Raw genomic sequence first — 13,246 nt, forward strand, 5'->3', positions numbered from 1 at the left:
TCTTATGAATAAGAAAAAAGCAGTAATTTATGTGCGAGTTAGTACAGATGATCAAGCACGCGAAGGACATAGTATTGAAACACAGCTAGAAAAGTGTCAAAAGCTTTGTGATGCTAAGGACTTTGAAATACTTGACACTTTTATCGAGCCTGGAAGAAGTGGTAGTGATTCAAATAGACCAGAATATCTAAGAATGTTAAAAATGATTCAAACTGGTATAGTCGACTATGTTGTCGCAATTAAGCTAGATCGGTTAAATCGAAGCACCAAAAACTCTGAAGAATTATATGATGTATTAAAAGCGAATGCAACCGCACTAGAGCTTGTATTAGAAACTGCCGACATTAACACACCCTCTGGACGGTTTCATGCGCGTATCAGCGCTGCACACGGTGAACTAGTACGAGAGGAAATACAAGAGCGTACGATAATGGGTGTTCGACAAGCAACACTAAATGGGAACATCAGTGGAAGACCAGCATTTGGCTATGTAAAAGATAAGAACAATCCTATTCCCGAGTTGCGTAAAAAGGTAATCATCCATGAAGAAAATGCTGATATTGTTAGAGAAGTCTTTAATCTTTGTGCAAATGGACTATCTTATCATCATATCGCAAATAAAATGAAAGAAAAATATCCAGATGCATTATCTTGGAAAGATAGCGCAGTACAACGAATACTAAATAACAAATGGTACATTGGAATTTTGGAGTATGGTAAGAGTTTGAATAATGGTACGATTGAAGAAATAAGGGACGTTATCCCACCAATTATTGATGAAGAGCTGTTCAATCAATGTCAAAATCAAATCAGACTTCATGGCAAGAATTATCATAGAAAGCATGAATACTTATTTTTGAAAAAAATAGTATGCCCTCACTGCACTGATAACGAACATATCATGGCTGGACATTCGTCATACAATAAAGGATCATCGTTATATTTATACTATAAATGTCCAAATTGCGATGGATATATTAGCGAAACAAAGCTAATTGATAGAGTTCGCTTAGATTTAGATGATATCTATGAGAATTACGGATTTCTACTTGATATTGATGATACTTCAATTCCTAATACCCATGATTTAAGATTTATCCAAGACGGCTCTATTTTTAGACGAAAATTAAAATCTTACAATGCCAATTTTACTTCGTCATTCGAACACTTAAATGGTGATGAACAACGACAATATATCGATTCACTAATAGAAAAAGTCTATTTAAAACAAATAGATTCTGAGTTCCAAATTGATCACGTTGAATTTAAAAATCATCAAATCAATCTACTGCACAAGTTAACCGAAACTCACAAAATAGATGAAGTTAAAGGGCAATATAATCACAGTGTGAGTATATCAGAAATGAAACCATTAGAATTTGAAGGTTACTTGAATGAATTAACAGATATAGTTGAAAATTTTGCAGGTATTGATGTTATTGAGTTGAAAGATTATGAAGAATCACTTCTAAATGATGCCAAATTATTGAAAGTTGTTAAGATACTACCACAAAAGAAAATATTCAAGTGTAAGTATGCATATCTATACTTGAATGAGTCATCATGTTGTTAATACATTGTTAGCTATTTTTATTAATATTATCGCAAAGCATTACTGTCTTGCTTATGTATGCGCTTTATACTAAAATAATACTATAACGCGAGGTGATACTATGCTCCTAATGTCTGAGAGATTTGAGCTAAGAGGACCAGACAAAACTATTGATTTGAATAAACAATTCATGAATCCAATTGATGTAATTATGAAATTTGACCCAACAGACTTCGAGATTTTTATCTGTGAATGGTTGGCGTTAACAAAAAAGTACTCGTTCGTTAACCATGTTGGATCAGCTGGCGATAAAGGTAGAGATGCAATTGGTTACAGTGATAGTAAAACCTGTGACTATTATCAGTGCAAGCGATACAACGCAAAACTAACTTTTAGTTCGTTCTTAATCGAATTTGGAAAATTGATCTATTATACATATACTAATGAGATTCCAATACCCCAAAATTATTATATAATTTCTGCGAAAGGCGCCGATGATAATTTTATTGACTATTTATCTAATCCAGACAGTATCAATCAAGAACTAATAGACAACTGGACTCCTAAGTTTTCAAGTTCAATTACAAAGAAACATGAGATAGTTTTGGATCGCAAATTAACTGATTATATAAAAAATTTCGATTTTTCAATTGTACAAACTATTGATATATTCACCGTACTTGCAGAATATAGCGAAACTTCATTATTCTATTTCCGGTTCGGTGGTCAGAATAAGCCAGTTCGTTCACCCAAAATTACATCACTAACCAGCGACTCAGAACAGAAAGATTCTAAAGAAGAGTATATTGAACAAATTTTATCAGTATATTCAGCAGAAGAAAAAGAAATCATAGATTTTAGAAATATTGATAAATACAAAAAATACAAACAAGAACTTCTAGAACATAGAATTTCTTTTCATAATGCAAATTCATTAAAAAGAGATTTGAGAGAAATAAATATGATAGAAGAATTTGAAGATATTAAATCAGAAATACATATTGGAATACGCAACGTTATAAGACGTAATCACATCAGTGAGTATAGTCGAATGATTACAATATTAGAAGAAGCAATGAGGTGCGACTTATCTTCATCTTTTATTTTTACCACATTAAATTTTGTTAGAAATACTGATCGTGAAGGGATTTGCCACCATTTAGTAAACGAAAATATAATGCGTTGGTCTGCTCATGAATAACTATTTTAATTCCTATTTTGAATTCGGACTACGTTCCATGTATATTTTGGAAATTTTTAGTGATGATTACTTATCACCTGAAGAATTGTCTAAAATAGATTACCTTACGTTATACTATAAAATCGATGGTTTAAAATTTCTACACCCTAAGCATAATCTTGTTATTACAGAATACGGCGCACATCAAAATATCATCAAAACCGGATTGGTATATTTTACTTCATTAGGGTACATCACAGTAAAATATACTTCTAAGGGCATTTTATATGGTCGTACAAGTAAAGAATTCTCTTATATTGAAAGTAATTATTCAAAATTGTTAAAGAGCCGTATTCACTATCTAAAGAGTATTGATGTAAATAACAAGTTTAGAACCCCGTCAGAAGTTATTGATGCAATCTAATTTAAGGAGAAAATTATGGGATTTATTTTAAACGAACTGAGACTAGTCGGTAATAATAAGCAGTCTTCATTACATTTTGAAAAGGGATTAAATTTAATAACTGGTCCGTCTAACACAGGGAAAAGTTTTGCATTTGAATGCATTCAATATATTTTAGGACGTTCAAATTCACCAAGAATCGACGAAATCGGTGATGGAAATTATACATCTCTAATGCTTGAAATACATTCAAATTCTAACCAGACATATACTATTTACAGAGATTTTCCCTCTCTAGAAAATGAGGGAAAAGATATTTATGTTAGCGAGTCAAAGATTGAAGATTTCAGTTTGGATGATTCAAATACAAAAAAATATTCATCAAGCCACACACCCAAAAATACAAATAGTCTCTCGCGATTTTTGCTTAGGCTATTAGGACAATCTGACAATAAAACTATATTAAAAAATCAAAAAGGTGGTGTTGATAGTATCACACTGACAAAATACCTCGAATTTTTTGCTTTGGACGAACAATCAATAATTTCAAAAGACGCAATGTCTCTTAGAGGCAGGCTCAAAGAACAAAACGAGTTATCAAGAAAGATGTTCCTTTTATATATTATCATCGGACGCACAGATGAAAAAAAGAAGGATATACAGAACTATGAAACACTTAAAATCAAATATGATACAGAAATAAATATTTTTACCAAAGATCTTGACACCTTGATGTTCCAGCAGGAATTACTATCAAAGAAACTTCATGAATTTAACTCTCATATTGATAGTCCAAGTACATTTAAAGAAATACAAGAAGAGTATGATAAAACAACTGAAAAAATAAAATTTCTTCAAAGAACAAGACTACAATTAATAAAAAGTTCAAGCGAACTCAAAGATAAAATTGATAGAAAAAAATCTCAAATTTACAAATTTGAACAATTGCTTGATCAGTATAAGAATGACCTAGAAAGATTGAATTTTATACTTGACCACAAAGGAATTGTTGACAAAACTAAGCCTATATGTCCCATTTGCAATTCAAACTTGAATCATGATTTTTCAATTAATGATGAACTACTCGTGGGCGTTGATGGAGAAAAAAGAAACATTAATAATACAATTTTAGATTTAGAAGAAATTTGTCGAGAAATTAATACAGAAATTAATAATGAACTAGAAACTTTGCATAGAGAGCTTACTGCAAAAATTGATGAATTATCTTCAGATTTAAAATTCGAGTTTGAATCTTCAACTAATTTCCGTAAGGTTTTAGATGATTATATATCAAAAACCACACTGACAGCTGAATTATCAAATGTAAGTTCCAGTATAAAAAGCCTTAGGTCTAAAATATCCAGTACAACAAAGCCAAAAAAACAAGATAAGATTGAAATTGATTTTTCAGAAATAACTAACATTGATGAAATCAAAAAGTTTGAAGAAAGTTTACTCGCTATTTTTAAGAAATTTGATCCGAATATTACTTCTGTTAATTTTAATGACTCATTTTCTGATATTGCCATTAATGGTAAGGAAAGATTTTCAAACGGTAAAGGGTATAGGGCTGTGTATTTGAGTTTGTTTACATACGCATTATCAAGCTATTCTTCGCCCAGAACACTAAATTTTATTGTTCTCGATTCGCCGCTAACTTCTTTTGAAGAAAAGAGAAATGAAGCAATTAATGATGATGATAAACTGCCTCTTCTACTTCAAAATAGATTTTTAGATTTATTGGCAACTCAAAGTGAGGTTCAATGTATTGTTTTTGAAAATAAGGATATCCCAACAAATCTACAAAATTCAGTTAATCGAATTGTATTTACTGGAGACCCTTTGATTGGTAGAGCTGGCTTTATAGAATGATTAGTGTTAGTGTTTTTGTGTAATTCCTACTGTATCCGCACCAAAAATTTTAAACAAAGAACCAATTAATGGTTCTTTTTTATTTTGTTCACGAAGGTAGTTTTGTAAGATCTTCAATAAATCCTAAATAATTCAATCGCAAAAACAGAGAACCCACACAGAGTTCTCTGTTTTTCATGTAGCAAAGACCACGAAAAAGGTGGTCATTTCGCGAATTATGAGAAATCCAATCACAGGAAGTATATTCCCATCATAAACCTGATACAGTATCATAAAAAATAAAATACTATCCAGAAGTATTAATACGATATTTCGAAACCAGACGTTTCCTCTAAAATCCTTGTATTTTGTCGTTTCCTTCGAAAACAAAAGCATTTCAGTACATGCCCTTAAGAACATAAAAAAGGTTACCATCTTAATTTCAAAGTTAAAAACTGCGATCAAGATGAAATAAAACAAGACGTGATCAAGTGCGATTGCAAGTGCAATAACAAAGGACTTTCTTGACGCGTTTGTGTTGCGTTCATTATGTAATGTATAGTTTCTTAAAATGATAAATCCGGATCGTAAGACAAGCATTATAAATACCGAAACAGAGCCCCCATACTTAATACTGCTCAAAACTATATAAAAGAATGAAATATCAAGAGCAATGATAATACTGTCACGATAGTTTGATATTATTTTTTTTACCATGCTATTCCCTCTCGTACTTTGGTAAACCCATCTGTCCGCATTATAGCAGTATCCTTCGTCTATTTTGATATATGCGGTTAGGTTGACGATTTTATAGACTAATTTGCTATCTCTAGGCACTAAATGGCTAACCTGTCCCTTTTGGTGGTTAGGTTGTAGAAAAAACTCCGATAAATGATGATACCATTATAGTAGGAAGGTACTTTATATGAATAAACACTCTAAATTTACACTATTATTGTTAATTGGTGGCCTTTATTTACTCGGTCACCTATTCCCAGACTTTTATACTGTATTTACAACATTCGTCTATTGGAGTTGTCTTATCTTCGCAATCCACTACATTGTTTCAGCAATTCGTCTACAAATGAAATTGAAACACTACAAACGCTTTGAAAAGTAAGTTCCAACTTCTATTGCAGCCCAAAGATTTGTCGATATTCTACATTTTAGTTGTGAAGATTGATTTATTTTGAACGTTTCCTTGCCTCATTTCGAACATACGATGAAATCGTAAATTATGTCTTGTCACCTACCGGGAAATCATTTGACAAACCATAGGTATTATCCTATGATTATAATAGAAATAAGAACTCAACGTTTATATAATGTCTATTATTAAACTGTTTAAACCTTATTCTAGACAGGAGGCACTATATATGGAAACAGGTAAAGTTAAATTCTTTAATGCTGAAAAAGGTTTCGGTTTCATTACAAATGATACAGATAACCAAGACGTGTTCGTACACTTCTCAGCTATCGAATCAACAGGCTACAAAACTTTAAACGAAGGACAAGCAGTTAGCTTTGACATCGTTGAAGGACAACGTGGTCCTCAAGCAAGTAACGTAAGACCGTTATAATAACAAAAGCTCTCACAATTCATTGTGAGAGCTTTTTAAATCTTGGTTATTGATTCCATTCATCCGTAACTTCGAAATGCATGGCACTGTACTTCAAAATCTTGGGGTTTGGTGTTCTTTTTTTATGAGACTGTAAGTGAGCATCACTCTTCTTAAAATTCATAAATGCTTCCTTATTTTCCCAAGTGAACGAGATGACTACCAAATCATAATCTGGATTACTTGAATTTAACCCCATTTCAATTGATTCAAATCCAGGTAATCCTTTAACAATTGAGTTTTCCATAAAATTTGTCATATGGGTTTGGCTATAATCCTTAGTAACTTCAAAGCGTTTAATCTCTTTGTATTTATGTTGCATCGTTGATCCTCCAATTATTTGATCATAGAATTATTATTTCATCTTTTAATCTGTAAACGCCTAGGTAAATCGCTTGACCTTTTCACCTATGTGAGATATTATATCAATGCACTCAACGTGCACAGTTTATTACACACACATGCTAGAAAGCCCTGGATCCCCATCCAGGGCTTTCTATATATTATTCGTCGGAAAGATTATCGAAATAACCTTGAACAAACACGATTGGGGTTCCTTTGTCACCCGAACCACTTGTGAGATCACAGAGTGACCCAACGAGGTCTACGATACGACGTGGTGTCGTTCCCTGTGCAGCCATTTGGCCAATAAGGTCATCGCCTTTTTCTTTGATAGAAGCTTCGATAGCTTCTTTAAGAGCCTCACCTGTTAAGTCTTTAAAATCATTGTCTGCTAAATACTTGAGTTTCAATTCATTGGGTGTTCCCTCAAGGCCTTTTGTATATGCAGGAGCAACAGTTGGATCGGCTAGTTCCCAAATTTTTCCCATAGGGTCTTTAAATGCGCCATCCCCATAAACCATAACTTCTACATGTTTGCCAGTTGCTTCAAGCATCCGTTTTTGGATGTCTTCAACGAGTCCAAAACTATTGTGTGGAAATAACTTGACAGAATCTTCTGTTGATTTGTTTGATCCTAAAAGACCAAACTCAGCATTATAACCACTTCCGTCAACACTCTTGGTTAAGATATCGTCCAAACCAAGTACAAGCTCTGCTCCTTCACGTTTTAAGATACGTTTAGTACGTGCCCGTGAGTGAATATCACAAGCCAAAACATGCTTTGTATAATTTAAGATGGTTTCACAGCGGTTTGAAAAGATAATTTCAACTTCGGCACCTTCTGATTCAATTATTTCACCGTAATAGGCTACATAATCTACACCTGTGAATGAGTGTTTATTCTCGCCAAATAATGCGCGGTATTGCTCCAATGTTAAAACGTCACTATAAGGGTTTACACCTGCTTCATCCAATTGATCTAACGTAACTAATTCATTACCGACTTCATCAGATGGAAAACTGAGCATAAGCACAACTTTTTTAACCCCTTGTGCAACCCCTTTGAGTAACATTGAAAAACGGTTTCGTGATAAGATTGGAAAAATCACTCCAATTGTATCTGTTCCAAACTTGGTTCGGATATCCTTTGCAATCGCATCTACATTAGCGTAGTTACCTTGAGCACGCGCTACAATTGATTCGGTCATCGCTATAATATCACGATCACGAACCTCAAAATTATCACTCTTGCTTGCTTCGAGGATGCTTTGTGTTACGATCGACGCTAAGTCATCTCCTTCTCGAATAATTGGACCACGAATTCCACGTGAGACTGTACCAACTTTTCTTCCCATGTTAGTATACCTTCCTTTTCTTTTTTCATAGAAACAGTATTTATACTGAGAACAGATGTTCTTGTTCCTGTACTATTCTATCATGTGTGGGATTGATATGAAAGAACGACTTGTCGATGTAACAAATTTCATAATTTGGATACGCTTTCTTATCTCTATTTTTGCTTCAAGATGACTTTTTTATATTTCTTGTTTATATTCGGGTTACAAATGTGTCTATTAAGAAGTGTTCTATCGATGAACCACTATGAAACAATCAACTTTACAATGAAAAACTATCATTTCGCTTGACTATCTTTACATTAAGCGATATGGTTAATGAAATTGAATATAGAGGTAGCGGTGCATCAGAGTATGAAGTCGAGTAGGTATACGTTGACGCTTCAGAAAGGTAACCATCGCCGAATAGCTTAATTAGACATAATTAACCTATGGGGTTAGTGAAAATATCACTATCACTCGATCCATTCGGATTGGCACTATGAAACTAAAACTCTAGCCAACCGCTAGAGTTTTTTTATTCCCCCAACCATCATTCAATTTGATAGGAGGATTACTATGAGAAGGATAGTAACAGTATTTGCTGTAATGCTTCTAGTATTAGTTGGTTGTGGTGTAAAACCAACGGATCGGGAAACATTTACAGTTGGTATGGAGTGTGGTTATGCACCGTATAACTGGACTCAATCAGAATCAAATAATTCTGCAGTTGCGATTGATGGCAACCAGTTTTGTGAAGGATATGATGTCCAAATCGCAAAACGTGTCGCAGCATCAATGGATAAAGAATTGGTGATTCGTAAGACAAGTTGGGATGGATTAATTCTTTCCCTTCAAACTGGTGAGATTGATGCAATCATTGCCGGAATGTCGCCAACCGATGAGCGTAAAAAAGAAGTTGCGTTTAGCAATGTGTATTATCTCGATGATGAAACTGCATTTGGAATCGTCGTCAAACGGGATGGACCATTTAGTCAAGGAAAAACTTTAAAAGACTTTGAAAATGCGCGTGTGTCTGCACAAGTCGGTACATTCCACACTGAATTATTGGAACAACTTGAGAATATTGATGCAGCACAAGCCATGAAAGATTTCCCAACAATGACAGTTGCCTTACAATCTGGAGAATTAGATGGATTTGTTGCTGATAGTGGTACTGGCGACCGTATCAATGCAACCAATAAAGACTTAATGTATATCCAATTAGATGGACCTGAGGGATATACGGTCACTGAATCAATGGCTGGGGTTGCTATTGGGCTTCGTAAAGATGATACCCAACTTCTTAGCGAAGTCAATGACGCACTCGCCCTTATTTCCCGTGACACACAAAAAGAGTTGATGAATACAGCGGTTAATGCTGGTGATTTCTCTACTGGAAATTTCTTTGAACAAGTAATGACAATTTTATCGCATAATTATCCAGCCTTAATACGAGGAACACTTACCACTATCGGGATTTCATTTACAGCAACATTGATTGGATTTATTATTGGACTTCTCGTTGCAATTTCACGAAATACGAAAATTACAAATGCAATTGCCTCAGTTTATATTACCGTCTTCCGCGGAACTCCAATGATGGTACAAGCATTAGTCTTCTACTATGGAATTTCAATGATGTTTACAGGATTCCGTTGGTCCAACCTACCAATGGGGAACATCCTTGCGGGGATTATCATTGTAAGTATCAATACCGGTGCTTATATGGCTGAAACAATGCGAAGTGGTATTCAGGCTATTGATGACGGACAGTTTGAAGCAGCTAAGAGTCTTGGCTTTACGCGCTGGGAAACAATGCGACACATTATCTTACCACAAGCAATTCGAAATGCAATTCCAGCATTGGGTAACGAATTAATCGTTAATGTTAAAGATACATCCGTTCTTAACGTTATTGCCGTTACCGAACTCTTCTTTGTTTCAAATGGAATTGCATCAACGACGTATCAAGTATTCCAAACATTCACGATCACGACTGTAATTTACTTAGTTCTAACTACATTCTTAACGTTATTGCTTCGCTTCATCGAATTAAAACTTGATAAAACAAAAACTGAAGCAAGTAGCTATCCATCATCAATTACTGATGGACAAAATATATAGAAAGCAGGAAATCTTATGACAGAAACACCATTGGTATCCATTCAAAATTTACATAAAAGTTTTGGATCCCTTGAGGTATTAAAAGGTGTCACGCTCGATGTAAATCGGGGTGATGTCGTATCCATTATTGGTTCATCAGGTTCAGGAAAATCAACGTTGTTACGATGCATTAACGATTTAGAATCCTTTGATGATGGTGATGTCGCCATTGATGGAATTTCAATTCGTCAGTTAAAAGGACGTGAACTCAATACAAGCGTCGGGATTGTGTTTCAAAACTTCAATCTTTTCAACAATTTAACAGTTCTTGAGAACTGTGTTAAGCCACAAATGGTTGTCTTAAACCGCACACGTGAAGCTGCTGAGGCAACGGCGTTAGACTTACTTCGTAAAGTTGGTATGGAACAGTTTGCCAATAAGAACGCCATTCAATTATCGGGTGGACAGAAACAACGGGTTGCGATTGCCCGTGCTCTAGCAATGAATCCAAAAGTATTATTGTTTGATGAACCGACAAGTGCTCTTGATCCAGAGATGGTTGGTGAAGTATTACAAGTCATGAAAGACCTTGCCAATGAATCACTAACCATGATCGTTGTCACCCATGAAATGGGGTTTGCACGCGACGTTTCGTCACACGTCGTCTTTATGGACAATGGCGTTGTACTTGAATCCGGTACCCCTGAAGCAATTTTCAATAACCCTCAAGAAGTACGAACACAAGCATTTTTAGCAAGATATAGAAACCAAGGAGCTCAATAATGACACACTCAAATATCAAAAAATATGCACATCAATTTTTACCAGCAATGCAAGAGGCACGTCGCTTCTTCCACCAAAATCCCGAACTTGCACACGAAGAATATGAAACTCAAAAATATGTACAACAAACACTTGATGCTTTAGGAATCGAAAATCATCAATTATTTGGTACTGGTGTCGTTGGACTTATTCAAGGTGCACACCCAGGAAAAACAGTCCTACTTCGCGCAGATATGGATGCTTTACCAATCCATGAAGAAGCAGACGTTCCCTACCGTTCAGGTATTGATGGAAAAATGCATGCCTGTGGTCACGATGGTCATACGGCCGGTCTTTTAGGAGCAGCTATGATTCTAAATGAAATGAAAGATTCGATTCACGGTAATGTTAAACTGATGTTTCAACCTGCTGAGGAAACAGATGGTGGTGCGCAACCGATGATTGATGAAGGAATACTTCTAAATCCAAACGTTGATGCTGCATTTGGTTTACATCTTGCAGGTGATGTGGAACATGGTAAACTTCAAGTCCGTTATGGTGCTATGTATGGAGCTCCTGATGAATTTGAAATCGTAATTCGTGGACGTGGTGGTCATGCCGCGAGTCCAGAACAAACGATTGATCCAATCAGTATTGCGGTGCAGTTTATTCAAAACGCACAGCATATCCTTACACGCCGTATTGATCCGGTTAAGCCTGCCGTCATCTCCTTCACAAAAATACATGCTGGTGATGGTCTAAATGTTATTCCAGAAGTATGTCACATTGGCGGAACAATTCGAACATTATATCCAGATACACGGGCAATTGTGTCAGAAATGTTGGAACAAACTTTAAATGCATCTTGTGAGCTACACGGAGCAACATATGAATTTAGTTTCTTACCTTCTTATCCACCTTTAATTAACGATCCAGAAATGACTGCTTTAGTTCAGGATAGCTTGAGTGGGTACTTTGGTGCTGATCAGGTTATTGAAAAAGAGTTCCCAACTTTGGGTGCCGAGGACTTCGCTTTCTTAACACTCGCAGTACCCGCATCTTATTATAATGTTGGGATCAACCGCGAAGGCTATGATGAACCTGTGCATCACCATCCAAAATTTGCTTGGGATGATGAAGTCTTGGAAGTCACAAGTGCTTCTTTAGCAACTGTAGCATTAGATTTCTTAAATCAGTAAGTAAAAAGGGAAAGCGATTTATTCGCCTTCCCTTTTAATTTTCGTATACAACATCTTGATATATTGATGTTTTGGTAAAAATGATTCCTGCGATTGCAACAATCACCAACACGGCAATAGTAATCAAGTAAGGGGTGTTAGAAACAATTGAAGATGACACTTGAACACCCAGTCGGGAAATCATTGATTTTGTGATCATGGTTGCAACAATATATGTCGGATACAACAGAATCGCTGAAGCGATTGATGCACCCACGATGTATGGTATCCAGAAATAATGACGTTCTAACAAAAAGAGTAACACCATCAATGCTATCAGAACACCCGTAGCAACACCAATAAGAAGGGGACTATTTGAATTAAACCAACGGGTTAATTCAAGCACTTGCTGTTGGCGCGGCGATAGATTTTTGGTTACTTCAGTCAGAACCGTCTCATATACCGTTTGCACATCATACCCGACAAGCACGGATTCCATTTCAGTTCGAATCGTTTCAGTCGTAATGGTTTGACCAGTAATTGCTTCAATTTCTTTCGAATAATTCCCAATAATCGCACTCATATCATCCAGAAGTTCTTTTTCATTAAAAGAAGACGTTCCATTTAGAATATCTTGGTACGCCCCACCGATTTGTTGGTTAATGGCAGCCTCAATTTCAGGGTCTTTGGAAATTTGTTCAACAACCTGTGTGACTGTGTCCCGGTATTCAACAGGGACATTTTGAAAGATTGGTTCGATGAGCTTGGTTGGTTCAAGCTTTTCGACAATTTCAGTTGTCGGAAACATCGTTTCTGGATTCTGAACAAGACTCTGAGCCGCTACAAGATTTACAAGTGCAACTGTCGTAATGACCATGATAATAACAATAAATATACTCAGTGCTTTTTTCATAGGATA

At 35.4% G+C, this 13,246-nt stretch carries 13 protein-coding genes and 1 riboswitch; of the genes, 9 read left to right on the forward strand and 4 right to left on the reverse strand.

Going from position 1 to position 13,246, the window contains the following annotated elements:
* The first annotated feature begins 4 nt into the window (after positions 1-4).
* From GVV22_RS06090 to GVV22_RS06105, 4 genes are all read left to right on the forward strand, one after another.
* Positions 5-1,573 (forward strand): recombinase family protein, encoded by a 1,569-nt coding sequence (locus tag GVV22_RS06090; protein ID WP_159649249.1) that lies wholly within the window; start codon positions 5-7, stop codon positions 1,571-1,573.
* A 109-nt stretch (positions 1,574-1,682) separates the two neighbouring features.
* Positions 1,683-2,753, forward strand: a complete 1,071-nt coding sequence (locus GVV22_RS06095) for an ABC-three component system protein (RefSeq protein ID WP_236261932.1) — start codon at positions 1,683-1,685, stop codon at positions 2,751-2,753.
* Positions 2,746-3,156, forward strand: coding sequence for an ABC-three component system middle component 2 (locus tag GVV22_RS06100; RefSeq protein ID WP_159649251.1), 411 nt, complete (start codon positions 2,746-2,748; stop codon positions 3,154-3,156). The genes GVV22_RS06095 and GVV22_RS06100 overlap by 8 nt, the downstream gene beginning before the upstream one ends.
* 15 nt (positions 3,157-3,171) lie before the next feature.
* Positions 3,172-5,007: an AAA family ATPase gene (locus GVV22_RS06105; RefSeq protein WP_159649252.1), complete on the forward strand. Its 1,836-nt coding sequence runs from the start codon at positions 3,172-3,174 to the stop codon at positions 5,005-5,007.
* Between the two features lie 174 nt (positions 5,008-5,181).
* Here the strand turns inward: GVV22_RS06105 and GVV22_RS06110 are convergent, their stop codons facing one another.
* Complete coding sequence (locus GVV22_RS06110; RefSeq protein ID WP_159649253.1) at positions 5,182-5,703, reverse strand: hypothetical protein; 522 nt, start codon at positions 5,701-5,703, stop codon at positions 5,182-5,184.
* Positions 5,704-5,911: 208 nt separating this feature from the next.
* Between GVV22_RS06110 and GVV22_RS06115 the strand changes: the two genes are divergently transcribed.
* Together GVV22_RS06115 and GVV22_RS06120 are read left to right on the forward strand one after the other, a co-directional pair.
* Positions 5,912-6,106, forward strand: a complete 195-nt coding sequence (locus GVV22_RS06115; protein WP_159649254.1) for a hypothetical protein — start codon at positions 5,912-5,914, stop codon at positions 6,104-6,106.
* A 256-nt stretch (positions 6,107-6,362) separates the two neighbouring features.
* The gene (locus GVV22_RS06120; protein ID WP_159633074.1) at positions 6,363-6,566 is read left to right on the forward strand and encodes a cold-shock protein; all 204 of its coding nucleotides are present in this window, start codon (positions 6,363-6,365) and stop codon (positions 6,564-6,566) included.
* Between the two features lie 46 nt (positions 6,567-6,612).
* On the opposite strand, the gene GVV22_RS06125 is transcribed toward GVV22_RS06120, so the two are convergent.
* Positions 6,613-6,927: an antibiotic biosynthesis monooxygenase family protein gene (locus GVV22_RS06125; protein ID WP_159649255.1), complete on the reverse strand. Its 315-nt coding sequence runs from the start codon at positions 6,925-6,927 to the stop codon at positions 6,613-6,615.
* A 181-nt stretch (positions 6,928-7,108) separates the two neighbouring features.
* Positions 7,109-8,302, reverse strand: a complete 1,194-nt coding sequence (locus GVV22_RS06130) for a coenzyme F420-0:L-glutamate ligase (RefSeq protein WP_159649256.1) — start codon at positions 8,300-8,302, stop codon at positions 7,109-7,111.
* 323 nt (positions 8,303-8,625) lie between these two features.
* A riboswitch (Lysine riboswitch) is annotated at positions 8,626-8,792 on the forward strand.
* Between the two features lie 68 nt (positions 8,793-8,860).
* On the opposite strand from GVV22_RS06130, the gene GVV22_RS06135 reads away from it, so the two are divergent.
* The 3 genes from GVV22_RS06135 to GVV22_RS06145 are packed head-to-tail and all read left to right on the forward strand — an operon-like array spanning position 8,861 to position 12,348.
* Entirely contained in the window at positions 8,861-10,408 is a 1,548-nt protein-coding gene (locus tag GVV22_RS06135) for an ABC transporter substrate-binding protein/permease (protein ID WP_159649257.1), read from the forward strand.
* Between the two features lie 15 nt (positions 10,409-10,423).
* Complete coding sequence (locus GVV22_RS06140; protein WP_159649258.1) at positions 10,424-11,170, forward strand: amino acid ABC transporter ATP-binding protein; 747 nt, start codon at positions 10,424-10,426, stop codon at positions 11,168-11,170.
* Complete coding sequence (locus GVV22_RS06145; protein ID WP_159649259.1) at positions 11,170-12,348, forward strand: M20 metallopeptidase family protein; 1,179 nt, start codon at positions 11,170-11,172, stop codon at positions 12,346-12,348. Before GVV22_RS06140 ends, GVV22_RS06145 begins: the two co-directional genes overlap by 1 nt.
* A gap of 34 nt (positions 12,349-12,382) precedes the next feature.
* Here the strand turns inward: GVV22_RS06145 and GVV22_RS06150 are convergent, their stop codons facing one another.
* A complete protein-coding gene (locus tag GVV22_RS06150) occupies positions 12,383-13,240 on the reverse strand; it encodes a hypothetical protein (protein ID WP_159649260.1) in 858 nt (285 codons plus the stop codon).
* Positions 13,241-13,246 lie beyond the last annotated feature (6 nt).

This window comes from Erysipelothrix aquatica, from assembly GCF_009828825.1.
GTDB classification, from domain to species: Bacteria; Bacillota_I; Bacilli_A; order Erysipelotrichales; family Erysipelotrichaceae; genus Erysipelothrix; species Erysipelothrix aquatica_A.